This is a genomic window from Bacillus sp. NEB1478 (genome assembly GCF_031582965.1).
Taxonomy (GTDB): Bacteria; Bacillota; Bacilli; order Bacillales; family Fictibacillaceae; genus Fictibacillus.
The window spans coordinates 2,739,128-2,755,187 of record NZ_CP134049.1; the positions used below are offsets into that span (position 1 = coordinate 2,739,128).

Below are 16,060 nucleotides of genomic sequence, written 5' to 3' on the forward strand. Positions count from 1 at the left end.
AAGCGTTTTCAGACTAAAATCTCTTATACAATAAGGAGATTTAATTAAGCTATTTATTTTCTCTCTTGAAATTCCATGATGTCTTCAATTGTTTTTATATCTAATGCTTCCGCAATAGCAGCTAAATGTTTAAAATTAATAACAGTACGTGTTCCTCTGACAATGTCACTAATTGTTGCTTCTCTAACATTGGATTTTTTTGATAATTCTTTTTGTGTTAAACCACGTTCTTCAAGTATTTCTTTTAATTTAAATTTTACTTCTAACATATATACTCACCTCTTAAATTATAAGAGGTACCATAAATTAGAAAATTCACGGCACCTCTTTAATTTATACTGCACGTTCAACAGTCATATATAAAATATCCCATGCGTTAGCATCTTTTCCAACTGCATTAGGATTGTTTCCAATTGCTTCCGTATACTTCATTATCTTTGTAGCTAATTGTTTTCTTAATTCATCGTAAAGTGCAAATACATCGCGTTTCCACTCATATTTACCTGTGTCGATATTAAGTTCTACAGCTGCACGGAATGACGCAACTAAGGGATAAATTAAACCATCAGGTACTCTATAAATCGAATCTTCTTGGCGGAACTTTGTTTTTGCAACTACTTTTCCTTCTTTATATCCTGAATATTTTTTTCCTCCATAGCGTCCACCAGTAGCATTATAAGCTTCTGGAAAATCCCTTTCTATTTGATCATACAAATCAAATATATCAGGGGCAATATTTGAAAAAATCTCAAATTGGTCTGGATTTTCTAAATAATCATCTAAAACTTTAGCTTTGGTACTATATGCTTGTGTAGGATGAACTGTTTGCGAATAAACATTGCGATTGAACATTGTAAGAATTGCCACAATTTCACGTGCGTCGATCATTTTGACCTTCGGTGCCAATTGCTGATTTTGTTTAAATGCGATTCTTTCGAAAAACGGCATACCACCAATAGCATCCTTAATTGAATCGAATTTATTGCTTAGTTCCGCTAATGATTTATCGTCAACTTGGACAGAAGTATTACGAGCTGCTGCTAATGGCTCTATTATATCCTCCACACCAACCATAATTTCAAACGCCATAAATTGATTAAGTCCTTTATTTTGATGTTTAAGAGCTATTTTTAAAGAGTGACCGCCATCTATATTTCCATGTTCATAGTCATCATCTAAAAATAACATCATTTCACCTTTTTTTGTATCATATTGGACTTTTTCAGCCGATACCACTACTCCACGATTTTTAAGATGGAAATCACCATCGTTACTTAATAAGGAATCTTCAATTTGTTTAGCCACAGATGTAGTTAGTTTCTGATCACGCGGATTCGGTCCAAATGAAATATCTTTTGGTAAATCATTAATATGCACATAACATACATATTTTCTTTTGTTTCCTCGTCCAATTGGATCTTCCATTCGTTTGAATTGAGTAGCTTTAATTTTTAACATAGTCATATTTCTTCCTCCTACAATTTAGTAGCCTAGCTAACTATGAGTAAGTTCAGCAGGTTTATAAATACATAATAACGCAATATCGTAATTACGTCAATTAGAATTTTGAAATTTTTTCTAAATAATTCAATACATACGTTTCGCTAAAATAATTAGCCATCATATACATTCACCCAGCTTATGTTCCAGTTCAGGTACAACTCCCCTTTTGTCGGCCAACTCCCCTGTTGAATCATAGTAATCAAAAATAAGTAATAACACTGGGAATTACATACACAAATTATATTCTAAAAAAGGGACTAATGAACTATAATTGAAGTATCATAAACATCTAAGGAGTCTCTATGAATATTGGTGGTCGTGCTCTCAAAAACGGAATCATGTTCCAATCGGATAACTACATAGTAAAAGCTAGATATAATAGTGATGGTAAAATCACCATCACAGAAGAATCCACATCATTTGTATTAGATAACTGGCTTGTCAGATTTTTAAGTTCCTTACCCTTTCTGAGAAGTCTGGTTGCACTCTTAAGGATTTTGTGGGATTCAAAGAAAGTTCTTATAATTACGTGTATTATCGTAATTCCAGTTACCATGCTCCTCGAAAAATATAATATTATTAATGATTCCAATATTGATGAAATCAATACAGGATTCCAATATTTCTATATCATTTTTATATTTTTTCTTTTCTGGCTGATATATCGTATATATGGTAAATTCCACGGCGCAGAACATAAGGCGATAAATACTTATCTTGAGTTTGGAAAAGTTGAAATAAAACAAGTCAAGAAAGCAACACGTATATCCTCTAGGTGTGGGACAAATCTTGTATTTATTGTTATTATGCTGAAAATTATCACCCTAGGTTTACACATAAACAGCCCGATTGTTAATTTGTCTGTTTGGATGATCGCTTATGAAATCTTTGAGCTGCAAGAAACTAAGTTAGCTTTTTTGAGTAAACCGTTTATTAAAATCGGGGAATTTTTTCAGAAACTGACAACTGCCGAACCAACAACTTATGAACTGGAACCAGCTGTAATTGGTATAAATCGCTTAATTCAACTGGAGAAATCCATTTAGAAAAAGACGTACTTTGTGTACGTCTTTTTCTACTATCTATCACTCACAAAATCTTTTAACTTATTCTCCAGTAGAGCAGAATTAGCTTTGACTTTTGTACAACTGTAGCTCCAACTTTATTGAAAGAGATGACTTGCTTAAGCTTTTCACTCGTCATCGCTTACTTTTACAAATTCAGCAATTAATAAAATCATTAGTCTGATAGAGCTTCTGAAATTTGTATCGTCTCAATCGATGCTTTCATTGGAGGACTTTCCGCATTTTTGGCAAATCCAAAGACGCTGTACAATACAATGGTTACACCGATAACAATCTTCTTATTTATTTTCATGGTTCCATCGCATCCAATTCGATCGTGACTTTAAATAGATCCCCATCTACATCAATATCCATCGTTCCATCGTGCAGGTCGACAATGGATTTAGCAATCGCAAGACCTAAGCCGGATCCATCTGTATGACGCGAAGTATCTCCCCGCTTGAACCGTTCAAACAACTCCTCGATGTTTCCGCCTAGTTCATATTTAGAGACGTTCTTAAATGAGATCTTCACTTTGTGTTTTTCATTCGTCACCGACATGTAGACCCTTGTGTTTTCAAGTGAATACTTAAGAACATTTCCTATTAGATTATCAAACACCCGCCACATTTTTTGACCGTCCACATAGGTGAAGATCGGACTGTTTGGGGTTGCCAGTCTAAAAGTTAAGGATGACTCCTTGATCGTTTCGTTATATTCGGCCATCGCCTGCTGCAGCAGCTGAACGATATCTACCTTTTGTTTCGTAAGTTCAATCTTGCCGCTTGCCATTTTAGAAGCTTCGAACAGATCATCAATCAAGATCTTCAGACGCTTCGATTTGCGGTCGATGATTTCCAGATACGAATCATGATCGTCTTTCGTCACCCCGGGTGACTTCAGAAGTTCTGTATACGTGATGATTGAAGTTAACGGTGTACGGAGGTCATGACTTACATTTGTAATCAGCTCGTTTTTCAGGCGTTCACTTTTGGCTTCTTCTTTCTTTGACGTTTTCACACCGTGTTTCAAGAGATTCAGATTCCCAGCAAGCATGGCTAATGCCGATTTTCCCTTATGAGGCAGATCTTGTTCCAATTGCCCGGCTGCAAGTTCTTTGGAATGCTGGATGATCCGGTTCAAATATCCGATCCGTTTGAACAGATACAGCAGTACAGGTACAGTGAAAACAATAAACAGAAAGAAATAAAGGATGAATGTTTCCGGGTACATGAACACAACCCCCGCACCAAATCCAGACAAAAAAATCACGATAAGGAGCAACAGAATCTGAATACCCACACTTCTGTTGTAAAACACATCTGATCCCAATCGATAGAACCATCGGGACATTTTTATGAGAAAAGCTTCTCTATACAATTCTCTGCTACCGATCTCCGGGTAGATCCATACCGCTTGGATAAGAGTGACCCCGACCATGAAGACCGCGATCAGAAATTCAAAGAGTCCGTCACTATATAAGAACGAAAAGGACAGTTGATCATAGTTTTGCGCATTCATCACGAGTGCTAACAACATAAGAAAAATCGTAATTAATAGACTCCCCAAGCGAATATCGATTGGGATTTTCTTGTATAGGTTTCTTTTTTCCGATGCAGCAATCATCTTTATAGGATGAAGTTTCCTTGCCCAAAAAAACACGAGGCATAACACGGAAAGACTGCCGATTGAAGTTGCATAAAAGAACATCTGCCTGTTTTTATAATCATCGTTCTGCTTTTGGAGCCAATCCCCTTTAGAAGCAGAAGCTGGCAAAGTAATGATTCCTTGAAGCAATCTTGGTTTATGGGCAAAGTATTCATCCTGTGTATAATCTAAAAAGGAATAATGACCATTTATCTGCAAAGAACCATTTTCGGAAGAGGAAGAATATTTCCTTGTGAACAAATTCGATTTATCTTCCAAATCTTCCGGGCTGTCTGTATTCTTTACATTTGTAAAAACCTCTCCAGTTTTCGCATCCTCCAGATAGTATTGGAAGCCAAGAAGATTAGGATCGTATTCGGCCAAATACCTTTCTCGCGCATCCAAAAATGTATCAATCTGTTTTTCTTTCTCTTTGATAACCTTTCCTTTGACATGTTCATCACTTTTAAAATTTTCGATGATATCTTTAATCTTCTCATCTCTTTGCTGTTCATAAAGCTTCACGACATCTTCATTTCCGGCAGCCCTGGCATCATCGATCTTCGGTGCGTACTGATCTCTCAAGTTGGTCACCTGCTCGGACAAAGTTCCGTAACGAGTGCGATGCTCCTCAATATCTTCCTTCTTAACTTTGATGTTGTCCTTTAACTCTTTTTCTGAAGGTTTATTAATTTCAGCAATGCCGATGTAGTCAATATAATCATCTAGTTGAACGTTAAACTCTCCTGTATGAAAATAATCTTTGTTAAAGTACCAATGGCCGTTCTCAAAAATGGAGACGATTCCGCTGATCCCAAAGGTCAACAACAGGACCCAAACGAACATCTTGGTTCTACTTTTCCATTTTGTATCCAATTCCCCATACCACCTTTAAATATCTTGGATTTTTCGGATCGATCTCGATCTTTTCTCTAATCTTTCGGATATGGACAGCGACTGTATTCTCCGCATTATAACTAGGCTCTTTCCAAACCCGCTCATAAATGTCCGTAATGGAGAAAACTCTGCCCGGATAGGACATCAGCAGCTCCACAATCTTATATTCGATCGGTGTGAATTTTACAGATTCACCGTTTACGGCAACTTCTTTCGCTTCCTTATCAAGTGTCAGTCCGTTCAGATTGATGACGTTGGTTTTCCCTTCATATGTACCGAGTGTGACGTACCGGCGGAGCTGGGACTTGACGCGGGCAATCAGCTCCAGTGTATTGAACGGCTTTGTCACATAATCATCTGCACCAATCTGAAGGCCCAGTATTTTATCGGTATCTTCACTCTTTGCACTTAGAATAATGATTGGGATGTTCTTTTGTTCACGTATCCGAAATGTCGTCGAGATGCCATCTAATCTCGGCATCATGATATCCAATATGATGAGGTGTATGTGGTGCGCATCTAATTTTTCAATTGCTTCGATCCCATCTCTCGCTTGTACGACATTTATTCCTTCGTTCTTCAAATATATTTCAATTGCATCGCGGATTTCTTTCTCATCATCCACGACCAGCACGTTACATTCATTCATTTTTTCACTCTCCCTTCTGCATTATAGCATGGTATATATTTGAAATTATTCTCATCTTATCCTGAAATTCTTTACATTTTCCTAGCATAAATCTTAAGACTTTCTTAATATTGCGATTGAAATTGAAACTCGTCTCATTTCCATCAGACTGAGCCCCATTCATTGCATAAAAAAGGCATCTCTCCTTTTTGGAGAAATGCAAGTTTTGTGGAGTAATAGAAAATTTGTACAATGCAGCAGGCGGGTGTCGAAATTAGTCGACTCGGGAGTATATGATCAAAACTCGTTGGATTATTGGCCATTCTCGTTGGATTAACGGACATTTCCGTTAGAATAATAGAAACACTCGGTGGATTGTCATCTCAAAGGGAAGATCATTCATAATGCGGGTGATCGTACCTATGTATGAATTAATCCTCTCTCTACTACATGTAATCGGTGTTTTTTTCTTTATGGCTTACCGTTTTATCATCGTAATAAATGCAGCTCTCTGAGTGCTGAATTCACCGTCTTTTACAAACCCTAGTTTTTCATAGAGATGCATCGCTCTTTTGTTGAATTCAGCTACCGTTAGCCGAATGGGAATGTCGCCGTTATTTTCTTTAATAAAATCCATTATGGTCGACACGAATTGAAAACCATTCCCCTTGCCAGTATGACTGGGATTCATTCCCAACCCCATATCAATCATTTGTTCTTTATAGACACCATGCTGATTTCCGATCGGAACTTGAGCAGCCTCACCCGTACAATAGAACCCTATTAATTCTTTATTGTCTTTCCTTAGAGAATAATAGGAACCATTAAGCAGTTCATTCATCGCCTCTTCGGTTAATGAATTATCATAAAAATCATAGGGTTTTTCGTAACTCCATTTAAGAATTTCCTCAGCCGTTTTTTCATTCATATGTTCTACACTTACTTTCACTTTCTAGACACCCCTTATTACAAAACTCACTCAGCACTTTGGCCCCTGCCGACACATTCTAACAATTAGGGCTATAGTTTAAAGCGGTCGTTGTTTGGATATTTAAATAGATTACTAGAATTCTTAATTACTGCTTTTTAATTAGCGGCAACAAAATACCAGTGATCATCAAGCTTTTCTATTTCTATAAAATCTTCACCGAAGAAGTGTGTTGGCTTTCGATCATTTGGTGAGTAGACTATGCCTGAGAAATTATCCAGTATTCCTCTGAACGTGAAGAATAAGACAGCGTAATTCTCTCCGTGTTTTTCGATGACAATATCACCGCCACCGTTTGATAAGTTTTTATACTCATTTGGCAAGTGGATGAGCGTTGGATTATAAGATACATTCGGTTTCAATGTTCCATCGTTCACTTTTGCAATGACTTCGTTTCTTTGCGACTCGTTCCACTTGAAGTCCAGGTCGATTACAATCTGGTTGAATGGGATGAGAATCCATAATACAATCGCAATTATTTGGATCCCCAATGGATTCCAATCCTTTTTCTTAAATAATCGTATGATAGATAAAATAAAAATGACGATGAAGGATCCATAAACAACGAGCCATGCAAAAGGCATGAGAAGTAAAGTCAATAGATCCATAAGCTTCCATTGTAAAAACGGAAGTAAAAGGATGAGCAAACTGCTTATTATGGAAGCCTTTAATTGGTTATTCAAACTCTTACACCTAAGAATTGTTTCAGGACAATTCCTTCTCTCTAATTTTTTAAAGTGACTGAAACTAGTTTAATAATCTACCCTCAGCTGTAATAGAGTCTGCAATTTTTATCATTTCTGATTTAGACAATCTATTTTTCCCTTTGTATTCAATACCTAATTCCAGCTCTTCTTTATCTTCTTTCCAATATAAATATTGTTTCTTATTTTTCTCTCGATAATAGTATTTCGTTCCTTTGATTTTTGTTTTCTTATCCCATTTCGGGTCATCATACCAGCTTACATAGTCTGTCGCTAATATGATGAGTTCGGTATCTGGCGCCTCATAATGCAGCTTCAGCTTCTCACAGCTTTTTCCGCAAGATATGCTCGTCATATAACTCTTCTCGTACTTAAATGGCAGAGAACTCGGCTCTGCTGTAATGCCAACCAAAAAATTGGACCAGCTAATCGGTAAATGGATAACGGGTGTTAAAAAAGTAACAAATAAGACCAAGGCGAGTCCTAAGATCAGAAGATATTTCATTACTTTTTTCTCGGTCAATCGTTTATGTTGCAAAATCAGCCTCCAGATGTAGTTTTATGTCTACTTACACTCTGTAAAAAATAGGATACGATCGTGATAAAGAGTGGGATGGAGATTAGAAAAATCCCTGCATTCCAAGCGGTTAGGTCTCTGATCATGGAGTCTTCTCCCCATTCTAAAAGAACACGCCAGAATAACCCTATTCCATTTAATAGAAAAGCGGATAAAAACACAACAAATATTTTCTTTTCATATAACACTGAGAATATATAGCCCATATAAAAATAGGGAGCTAACATACTTATTGAAAACAAGAGATCATCCTGAAATCCAATCGGAAAAAGCACACCACCCAAAAGAACCATCCAAATATAATTAAATAAAAGAACCATCTTTCTTTTGCTTTTGATCATTTCAACTGTCGCTGTGCTCAATCCCTGTCCTCCCTTTATCATTTGATTTTTTTTGCAGCAAGAAAATAAGAACTGCTTCCCATGACAAATCCACCTATGATGGCCATCAAAGTTCCTATTACAGTCCAACTCGTGGATATATATATTCCTACCATGAACAGGATTAAACCAATGAATAACATAGCTCTTCTCTTTTTCATTCTTCTCCTCCAATTTAACAATCCATACCTAAAAATATACGTACACCTGATGACTATTAAATTTCTATTCTTTATGAAAAAGTCCTGTTAAATTTAGGAATTAATGAACAGGTATCTTAATGATCGGGTTGAATATTTTTAATAAGAGAAAAGGAATAAATTGGGGGTGTAACAAATGCAAGAGCAAAGTAAAATGATGTGGAGTATTGCCTTAACCCTTTTTGTATTGTTTATCACAACTGCCATATTTTTCTCAGACCGCGAAATAAAAACAACTACTATTCCAAAAGAAGCTTCTTCAAGTAAAACAACTTCAGAGAAAGAGATGAAATTTATAGAACCAACAAGTCCAGAATGGCTGTTTACAAACGGTCCCTGGAAAGAAATCGATGATCCCGCTGTCGGAAAAGTAATGAAAGGATGGCTGTTAGGCAGTGACAAGCCTCACTTTGGCCGACGTGTAAAGATTGAAACAGATAGCCCTTTTGCCGTATTAAAACAAGTGGGAATCGGAGGCACACTTATGATCTTTGTGGATGGAAAACCTGCTGTAGAAAAGGAACTCCCGGCTGATGGTAAGGTGCTAAAAATACCAGTGTTTGAGAATAAATCGGGATGGCACGAGATCGAGATTGTCCACTCTTCGTTAAGCGAACTTGATGGCCTGTTTATCGGTAAAGAATCAAATGTCAGGAAACCCGCTGATCATAAAAAGAAGCTGGTCGTGATGGGTCATAGTTATGCAGAAGGTTATGGAAGCGACAATATTGCACTAAAATCATTCACAGGGATGTTAAGTGAAAAACTGGGTGTAGAGAGCATCAATCAAGCAGTGAGTAAAACAGATCTGAACGTTTCCGTCCCTGCTTCTAGAAAGAACAGCGGTCTGGACCGGCTGCAAAAAGATGTGATCGATCTTAAACCCGATTATGTACTGTTGGTATACGGATATAATGCGAGTTCCAGAGATCTTGAGCAATACCAGATTGATTACACAACCTTTTTGACTACTCTTCAAAAATCGTTGCCTGATACAAAGGTTTTCGCGAGCGGTATACCATCCGTCTCTCATTACTCTGAAGAGGATCTGGCACCTAAAAACACTGCCATTAAAAAAGCGTGTGAGAGTGTATCAAACTGTACGTATATCGATATGGCAAACAAATGGAACGAGACGAACTATACGAAATACATCAGTTCAGATGGCGTTCATCCGAGCGAAGAAGGTCATGCGTTTCTTGCCGAAGAATACGCGAAAGCAATTAGAGCAGCAGATCCTGAACTAAAATAATGCAACGAGGGTTTCGTGGATAAATGGCGCATTATCGTGGAATTATTGACGTGGGTATATTGGACTTTACCGTGGAATTAATTAGAAATGATAGCTTCATACGATCAAAGACCACATGAATTTTAGGGTGAGGCGACCTGTCTGACTGTAACGCCCTGTCTATAAAATGACGTCCAAGTGCGAAAAAACAGCCGCAAAAATAACAAAAAAACGACTCAGAGAGGATAACTTTCTCTATTGAGTCGTTCCATTTTCCTTAATGTGCAGCACCTTGTTTGACTTCTGTTGTTTGATCCTGAGGAATAGCTCGTTTTATAAATAATGAAATGATCCAGGCGAAGGCAACAAGCCCAAATGCGAGTATGAATGCGCTCTTCATTCCAGCAATCATCGATTGAATCTGTAATGTCGCTGTATTTTCTTTTGTTAAATGATTTTCCAAATAACGAGCAGAACTGTTCGTCATAATTGACACAAGCAATGCTGTCCCGATTGCCCCGGATACCTGCTGAAGAGTAGTGATAATTGCTGTTCCATGTGGATACAAAGGTGGTGGCAATTCGTTCAAAGCATTCGTCATAATCGGCATCATCACCATGGAAATACCTAACATTAAGAGCGTATTGAAAATCATAATCGTGATGTATGCGGTCGTTAATGTGATGCTGGCAAATTGCCATAGGGTAATGGCAATCAATCCTAATCCGATCAGCGCGAGCCACTTCGCACCGAATTTATCAAATAAGCGGCCTGTAATCGGTGACATGATTCCCATGACAATCCCGCCTGGCAGCATGATTAATCCAGCTTCAAATGGAGTGTAGCTTAACGCATTCTGCAGAAAAATCGGCAGCAGCATCATAGCAGAAAACATCGCCATCATAACGATCATCATGATCATTGTCGACATCCTGAAAATGTTATATTTAAACGTCCTTAAGTTTAGCAGCGGTTCAGTGATTGATAGCTGTCTCCAAGTAAACAGTGCTAAAGATACAACTCCGATTGCAATTGGTACCAATACATCATTGCTCGACCATCCGCCATGCCCTTCACCAGAACTGCTGAACCCGTACACAAGCCCCCCAAATCCTAAAGTTGAAAGCAGAAGTGAGAGTAGATCTACCTTTGGATTGGTTGTCTCCGTTACGTTTGTAAGCTTGGCATATGCAAAAATAATGACCAATAGAGCAATTGGAAGCACTCCGTAAAAAAGAACGCGCCAACTGAAATGCTCTACAATAATCCCTGAAAGAGTAGGGCCAATCGCTGGAGCAAAGGTAATGACTACCCCTATCGTCCCCATCGCCGAACCCCTTTTTTCAAAAGGAACGATCGAAAATACAACATTGGTCAGTAAAGGAAAAAGTAATCCAGTACCTGCTGCTTGAAGTAGCCTTCCTAAAATAAGTACTTCGATCCCTGGGGAAATAGCCGCTATAAATGTTCCCACTGTAAACAATGTCATGGCTCCGAGAAATAAGCTTCTTGTCGTAAATCGCTGTATCAGATAGGCGGTGACAGGTATTAGAACACCGATAACAAGGAGATATCCAGTAGTCAGCCACTGAGCTGTACTCGGTTTGATTCCGAAGTCATCCATGATTTTTGACAATGCGACGTTAAGCAACGTTTCATTTAGGATGGCAACAAAAACACCTAGAATCATAATCATCACGAGCAAGAAGTTGCTTTTGCTCCCGAATGTCCCTCCAGTTTGAGTCGATCTATCTTGATTTTTCAATTTTTTCTCCTTTCATTTCAATGGTGTGCAATCTCATACAGTACCTTGAAAATGATATTTATCGATTACTAGAATTTAATTTCTTACAATTTTTAGGCTGTTTTCGCGATCATTGTTGTTCTTGAAAGTAGTTGATCTCCGTTGCAGGATGCTCGCTTTCTACAGGGCGTGCGGTGAGCCTCCCTGGCGCTTTGCACCTTGCACTCAAACAACCTTTCATTGAAGGTAATTTCAAAAATGCCACAGAAACAAATATATTTCAGAATCAAAAACAGAACAAACATTCGTACCAATACTATCACATTTATGAAGAATCTGCCAATCTATCATACATCCTATTTTCGGTTTTTTTTAAATAAAAAATACCCCTTTATTCGTAATTTTTGCGAAAAATCCAAAAAGAAAGAGCACACATCATAATAATGAAGTGCACCCGTTAACATTCTAACAATCTGTTAATCTTGTCTAATTAACCATGAGTTAAAACCTTATACATGGAATAGTCTACTTCACCTGAGATTTCTGCCAGCCCCTGAACACACAACTCCATCGCCATTAAATATTCCTCTGCTGGCGGCAGGTTTTTCTTAGATGCTTGAATGCCAAAAAACGTTGACGTTCTAAATCCAAATTGCCTATAGTATCTAAAATCCCCTTCTACAATAATTCCTTTATATCCCATCTTGGCAGCTCGTTTAATGCCTTCTCGCAACATAAACTTACCGATACCCTGACCTTGTTTCTGAATATCCACTGAAACTGGTGTTAACATTAGCACTTCATTTTCATGCTTATTACTAATAGGAAATCGAGAGAGGATAAAATGACCTATAATCACTCCTTCATCCTCGACTACCAAATCAAGTTCAGGAATATAAAATGGCTTTTCTCTAATTTCTTTTACTAGATCTCTTTGAATGATGCCGTCTGAATTCGTACTATTTTTGAATACTTCATACACGAAATCTTCAGTAAAACGATGTTCTTCTTTTTTAACACATCTAATTTTCAAACCATCCACCCCTCATCGAAATTCTTGGCCACTTTTAATTCAATAAAAAAAGCATTTCCCCTTCTTGAAAATATGCATAAAGAATACTGCTAACCTAATGGGTTTATTCATTAACTTTGTAACCCGCTTGTCCAATCCGAATATGATATATCAACGAATATTTTTCGTAAAATTAATGGTTAAAGGATCGTGCATATGAACCAACAAGAAGTTTTAGAAATAGGAGCCAATTGTATATTACGACTAAAGGATCGTTTTTTTCTTGTCTTTGAAGTAGAAGCAGATGTTCCAGGTGTAGAATTAGAAATTTTCACAATAGCTAGAATTGATAAGGAAACAGCTAGGAGACTATTTGATGCAGGAATAGAATGTTGTGAAATCACAAATAAGGTACCTAGACCCACACCTGATAGAGAAGTAGAGTTTATCTGTATTTTTATTGACAGAGACATGGCTTTTGCCCTTTTTGATGTAGAAGAAGGTGGAGAAGACCACGCTGTATTCGTTAAAATTTCGTTAGAAGAAGCTAAGTGTGCAATTAGAAAAGGTGCAAGACATTGCAATGTTGTTGATGCAAGAGAGCATTGTTAATTTTTGTATTTTTGATGATTCCCGATTTAAATCCTAATATAAAGAGCCCTAGTAAGGCTCTTTTTTAATTCCATTCCCTCAAATGTAAGTTTAGTGAATGCTGAATATCGCCTTTGATATTCATGTCAAACTGTGTTTTATATCCAGAAAACCGTAATTATAAATTTTTTTAAGGCTTTAAAAAGCAACATACACGGATAAGTAAAAAAAACGACGAGACGTCTTTAATCCTTTTTCATTAAAACTCCCTTGTGTTCAATATAAAATTACCTTCTCTATCATGCAATTTACGTTGAAAAAGGATTACTTTTTTTCAGTAGATTTTTTTTCATAAGTTCTGCTACTTGTTTATTATCATAATTGGAAGTCTTCTCAAGTTCCTTAATGATTAATTCTTGACGTTCAACAGTATGATTTTGACTTAACTTAGCCTTTGCTTCTATTTTTGTGATATTTATTTTAAATGCTACAATTCCTTTACTCATTCCCTTGATAAAACTGGATTCTACAGCATCTAAATTATATAGACTTTCTGAGCTTTCGTATTTATTTACCATGTCATTTAAAGAATCGAGAATGATTTCTTGGTCTTCGATAATCTCTAACTTTCCATATAAATGGATAGATACATAGTTCCAAGTAGGGACTGCTTTCGTCGTTTCGTACCAAGAAGGTGAAATATAACAGTGGGGACCTTGGAAAACCACAAGAATTTGTTGGTTCGCTGCATCTTCCCATTGTTCGTTCGGACGTGCAAAATGACCATATAAAGAATTTTCATCTTTATTTAATATCAATGGGAGATGAGTAGCATATGGCTGTCCTTTATGCTGCGTAAATAAAGTCGCAAAGCTGTATTTTTCTATAAAATCATAGATCGTTTCTTCATCATCGAGTTTAAAATATTCAGGAATGTACATAGGTTTCTCCTTTCAGATTTTAATGAAATTAACTCTCTCAAGTATTAATGGTTGCCTTACGTATAGAATATAAAGAAAACCCTTAAATGTCACCTCTATCAAGGAGACATGAATTTACAATAAAAGAACCCCTCTAAACGGGGTTCTTCTTACTAAAACAAAAGGTTACTCCAAAAGTCGTGGCATCGACATTTTCTCTTTCTGCACCTTCTACATCTATGAGATGAAGAGGATGAAGAAGATTCACATCTGCATCTACTGGATTTACGATTACAACCGGAACACATAATATACGTCACCTCACTAAATGATACCAATAATTACTTAAATCGATATCTTTATATCCTATGAAAAAGTGAGACAAGTTGTGTAGACTAATGTCATGTAAATGGAGTCCAATCATTCATTTGATAGGTTACTAGAGAAGAAATTGTTTATATTCTCCTATAAATAAGTTAGCTAACGATATGCTTAACTATGATATCTTGTGCAAAAACCCCTTAATTCTTTATCTATCCATATTGAATTATGCACCTTTTTGTCCGATTATTCTAACGTTCGATCAAGTCTGTATCAGGCGGGATATACCCGAGTTTTCTTCCTATTTTAACAATTTGTCCTTTATGATGAAACTCATGAGTAATCGTATGTGTCAATAGCCATAAGGAGGTAAACTTAGCACTTCCGCCATGCTCAAAGGACACATGAACATTTTGATCCCATTTATTTTCAAATTCATTCAGGAATTCATGAACTAGTGCATCCGTTTTACTAAAAACTTCGCGCATTTCCTGTACGTTATCGATAGACAATGGGTCAATTTTGGGGATCGAATGGCCAAGTGCACGATTTCCCAACCATACGCGATAACAATCCGCAACATGAGCATGGAGACTGCGAATTGAGTCTCCGCCAAAAGCTTCAAGCTCTTTAACATAATCAGATGGTGATATACTTTCACAGTAATGAAATAATGTTTCTCTCGTGCTTTGTATCCAATCATACTGCCTTACGAATACATCCATTTTCTCACTCTCCCTTAAAATGTTAAGAACATCCTAATTTAACTTTTCCTTTCCCATACTTCAATTAAAAAGAGCATTTCTCCTTCTTGAAGAAATGCTCGCGTTTGTTATATAACCTTTTTAAGTCTATGGATTTACTTACCGATAAAAAAAGATGCTTTCCTTATTTAGACAGCGCTTTTTCTAATATAAAATTTAAACTTCGACAGCATCCACTTTCCAGCTCTTTTGAAGCTTTCGAATGAAAATAATTTGCCCAATGTGATAGGCGTTATGTGTTGCAACATTTCCAATTACTGCCCACCACTGCACAGGGACAGGGAATCCATTTACTTCACTTTCAATTTTTTCTTCCGATAGTAACCCTTGCCATTGTAACAATACCTCTAATAAACGCTCTTTAAGATCTTTAAAATTTTCATTTTCCGGAATGATAAAACTTTTATTATTATCGCCTATGGAAGGAACAGCGTTGACATCAGATTTTTGATATCTGGTTTGCCATGTTTCATTCCAATACAGCAGATGATGGACAATTTCAGCAATGCTATTACAATTTTCATTTGGCTTCCAAAACGCTTCCTCTTCGGTTAGATTTTCAACGGATTCGGAAAATGGAAGATACCAGCTAGGGTCATTAGCATTAGCTAATAATTGATCATTTAACAATTCTTTTGCATGAACCATGAATTTCACACTCCCAATCTATGTTTCTTATAATCCAAAAGTATATACAAGCCAAACTATTAAAACATGTTACAATTTATTCTCTTTTACATCTTCTTTTCCTTTTGTTACTTTCCAATAAAAAAGAACTGCTTTAACAGTTCTTTGACATCAACTTAATGTACACGTTAGGCAAGACATTCTATTCATTGATAAATAACAGTTTTGATTTATAAATCAATCCCAAATTCGATATTAATAA

General features: G+C 36.7%; 18 protein-coding genes. 3 read left to right on the top strand and 15 right to left on the bottom strand.

The window, feature by feature from the left end; translation table 11 throughout:
- Nucleotides 1-53: 53 nt before the first annotated feature.
- Nucleotides 54-269: a helix-turn-helix domain-containing protein gene (locus RGB74_RS13620; RefSeq protein WP_310759842.1), complete on the bottom strand. Its 216-nt coding sequence runs from the start codon at nt 267-269 to the stop codon at nt 54-56.
- A 64-nt stretch (nt 270-333) separates the two neighbouring features.
- Nucleotides 334-1,464 carry an AIPR family protein gene (locus tag RGB74_RS13625; RefSeq protein WP_310759843.1) on the bottom strand — a complete coding sequence of 377 codons (1,131 nt, stop codon included), beginning with the start codon at nt 1,462-1,464 and terminating at the stop codon, nt 334-336.
- Nucleotides 1,465-1,805: 341 nt separating this feature from the next.
- Between RGB74_RS13625 and RGB74_RS13630 the strand changes: the two genes are divergently transcribed.
- Nucleotides 1,806-2,549: a DUF1385 domain-containing protein gene (locus RGB74_RS13630; RefSeq protein WP_310759844.1), complete on the top strand. Its 744-nt coding sequence runs from the start codon at nt 1,806-1,808 to the stop codon at nt 2,547-2,549.
- A gap of 193 nt (nt 2,550-2,742) precedes the next feature.
- Here RGB74_RS13630 and RGB74_RS13635 read toward each other — a convergent pair whose 3' ends face one another.
- From RGB74_RS13635 to RGB74_RS13670, 8 genes are all read right to left on the bottom strand, one after another.
- Nucleotides 2,743-2,880, bottom strand: coding sequence for a hypothetical protein (locus RGB74_RS13635; RefSeq protein WP_310759845.1), 138 nt, complete (start codon nt 2,878-2,880; stop codon nt 2,743-2,745).
- Nucleotides 2,877-5,090: a sensor histidine kinase gene (locus RGB74_RS13640; protein WP_310759846.1), complete on the bottom strand. Its 2,214-nt coding sequence runs from the start codon at nt 5,088-5,090 to the stop codon at nt 2,877-2,879. The genes RGB74_RS13635 and RGB74_RS13640 overlap by 4 nt, the downstream gene beginning before the upstream one ends.
- Nucleotides 5,068-5,760, bottom strand: coding sequence for a response regulator transcription factor (locus RGB74_RS13645; protein WP_310759847.1), 693 nt, complete (start codon nt 5,758-5,760; stop codon nt 5,068-5,070). The genes RGB74_RS13640 and RGB74_RS13645 overlap by 23 nt, the downstream gene beginning before the upstream one ends.
- A 457-nt stretch (nt 5,761-6,217) precedes the next feature.
- Nucleotides 6,218-6,688, bottom strand: coding sequence for a GNAT family N-acetyltransferase (locus RGB74_RS13650; RefSeq protein WP_310759848.1), 471 nt, complete (start codon nt 6,686-6,688; stop codon nt 6,218-6,220).
- Nucleotides 6,689-6,825: 137 nt separating this feature from the next.
- Nucleotides 6,826-7,410: a hypothetical protein gene (locus RGB74_RS13655; RefSeq protein WP_310759849.1), complete on the bottom strand. Its 585-nt coding sequence runs from the start codon at nt 7,408-7,410 to the stop codon at nt 6,826-6,828.
- Between the two features lie 64 nt (nt 7,411-7,474).
- Nucleotides 7,475-7,969: a hypothetical protein gene (locus tag RGB74_RS13660; RefSeq protein ID WP_310759850.1), complete on the bottom strand. Its 495-nt coding sequence runs from the start codon at nt 7,967-7,969 to the stop codon at nt 7,475-7,477.
- Nucleotides 7,970-7,971: 2 nt separating this feature from the next.
- Nucleotides 7,972-8,370, bottom strand: coding sequence for a hypothetical protein (locus RGB74_RS13665; RefSeq protein ID WP_310759851.1), 399 nt, complete (start codon nt 8,368-8,370; stop codon nt 7,972-7,974).
- Between the two features lie 17 nt (nt 8,371-8,387).
- Nucleotides 8,388-8,549, bottom strand: a complete 162-nt coding sequence (locus RGB74_RS13670; RefSeq protein ID WP_310759852.1) for a hypothetical protein — start codon at nt 8,547-8,549, stop codon at nt 8,388-8,390.
- 175 nt (nt 8,550-8,724) lie between these two features.
- Here RGB74_RS13670 and RGB74_RS13675 point away from each other — a divergent pair, with 175 nt between their 5' ends.
- The gene (locus tag RGB74_RS13675) at nt 8,725-9,840 is read left to right on the top strand and encodes an SGNH/GDSL hydrolase family protein (protein ID WP_310759853.1); all 1,116 of its coding nucleotides are present in this window, start codon (nt 8,725-8,727) and stop codon (nt 9,838-9,840) included.
- A 256-nt stretch (nt 9,841-10,096) separates the two neighbouring features.
- Here RGB74_RS13675 and RGB74_RS13680 read toward each other — a convergent pair whose 3' ends face one another.
- Both RGB74_RS13680 and RGB74_RS13685 read right to left on the bottom strand, forming a co-directional pair.
- Nucleotides 10,097-11,515 (bottom strand): MDR family MFS transporter, encoded by a 1,419-nt coding sequence (locus RGB74_RS13680; protein WP_310762883.1) that lies wholly within the window; start codon nt 11,513-11,515, stop codon nt 10,097-10,099.
- 538 nt (nt 11,516-12,053) lie between these two features.
- Entirely contained in the window at nt 12,054-12,596 is a 543-nt protein-coding gene (locus RGB74_RS13685; RefSeq protein WP_310759854.1) for a GNAT family N-acetyltransferase, read from the bottom strand.
- Between the two features lie 195 nt (nt 12,597-12,791).
- On the opposite strand from RGB74_RS13685, the gene RGB74_RS13690 reads away from it, so the two are divergent.
- On the top strand, nt 12,792-13,187 hold the full coding sequence (locus RGB74_RS13690; RefSeq protein ID WP_310759855.1) for a hypothetical protein: 396 nt from the start codon (nt 12,792-12,794) through the stop codon (nt 13,185-13,187).
- Between the two features lie 287 nt (nt 13,188-13,474).
- Here RGB74_RS13690 and RGB74_RS13695 read toward each other — a convergent pair whose 3' ends face one another.
- The 3 genes from RGB74_RS13695 to RGB74_RS13705 form a co-directional block, all read right to left on the bottom strand.
- On the bottom strand, nt 13,475-14,107 hold the full coding sequence (locus RGB74_RS13695; protein WP_310759856.1) for an FMN-binding negative transcriptional regulator: 633 nt from the start codon (nt 14,105-14,107) through the stop codon (nt 13,475-13,477).
- Nucleotides 14,108-14,658: 551 nt separating this feature from the next.
- On the bottom strand, nt 14,659-15,132 hold the full coding sequence (locus tag RGB74_RS13700; protein ID WP_310759857.1) for a DinB family protein: 474 nt from the start codon (nt 15,130-15,132) through the stop codon (nt 14,659-14,661).
- 195 nt (nt 15,133-15,327) lie between these two features.
- Nucleotides 15,328-15,819: a DinB family protein gene (locus tag RGB74_RS13705; RefSeq protein WP_310759858.1), complete on the bottom strand. Its 492-nt coding sequence runs from the start codon at nt 15,817-15,819 to the stop codon at nt 15,328-15,330.
- Nucleotides 15,820-16,060 lie beyond the last annotated feature (241 nt).

What these genes read in the sequence shown, in the direction of transcription:
- RGB74_RS13620 (WP_310759842.1), bottom strand. Translation starts at nt 269, where the DNA reads ATGTTAGAAGTAAAATTTAAATTAAAAGAAATACTTGAAGAACGTGGT.
- RGB74_RS13625 (WP_310759843.1), bottom strand. Translation starts at nt 1,464, where the DNA reads ATGACTATGTTAAAAATTAAAGCTACTCAATTCAAACGAATGGAAGAT.
- RGB74_RS13630 (WP_310759844.1), top strand. Translation starts at nt 1,806, where the DNA reads ATGAATATTGGTGGTCGTGCTCTCAAAAACGGAATCATGTTCCAATCG.
- RGB74_RS13635 (WP_310759845.1), bottom strand. Translation starts at nt 2,880, where the DNA reads ATGAAAATAAATAAGAAGATTGTTATCGGTGTAACCATTGTATTGTAC.
- RGB74_RS13645 (WP_310759847.1), bottom strand. Translation starts at nt 5,760, where the DNA reads ATGAATGAATGTAACGTGCTGGTCGTGGATGATGAGAAAGAAATCCGC.
- RGB74_RS13670 (WP_310759852.1), bottom strand. Translation starts at nt 8,549, where the DNA reads ATGAAAAAGAGAAGAGCTATGTTATTCATTGGTTTAATCCTGTTCATG.
- RGB74_RS13675 (WP_310759853.1), top strand. Translation starts at nt 8,725, where the DNA reads ATGCAAGAGCAAAGTAAAATGATGTGGAGTATTGCCTTAACCCTTTTT.
- RGB74_RS13680 (WP_310762883.1), bottom strand. Translation starts at nt 11,515, where the DNA reads ATGATTATGATTCTAGGTGTTTTTGTTGCCATCCTAAATGAAACGTTG.
- RGB74_RS13690 (WP_310759855.1), top strand. Translation starts at nt 12,792, where the DNA reads ATGAACCAACAAGAAGTTTTAGAAATAGGAGCCAATTGTATATTACGA.
- RGB74_RS13695 (WP_310759856.1), bottom strand. Translation starts at nt 14,107, where the DNA reads ATGTACATTCCTGAATATTTTAAACTCGATGATGAAGAAACGATCTAT.
- RGB74_RS13700 (WP_310759857.1), bottom strand. Translation starts at nt 15,132, where the DNA reads ATGGATGTATTCGTAAGGCAGTATGATTGGATACAAAGCACGAGAGAA.
- RGB74_RS13705 (WP_310759858.1), bottom strand. Translation starts at nt 15,819, where the DNA reads ATGGTTCATGCAAAAGAATTGTTAAATGATCAATTATTAGCTAATGCT.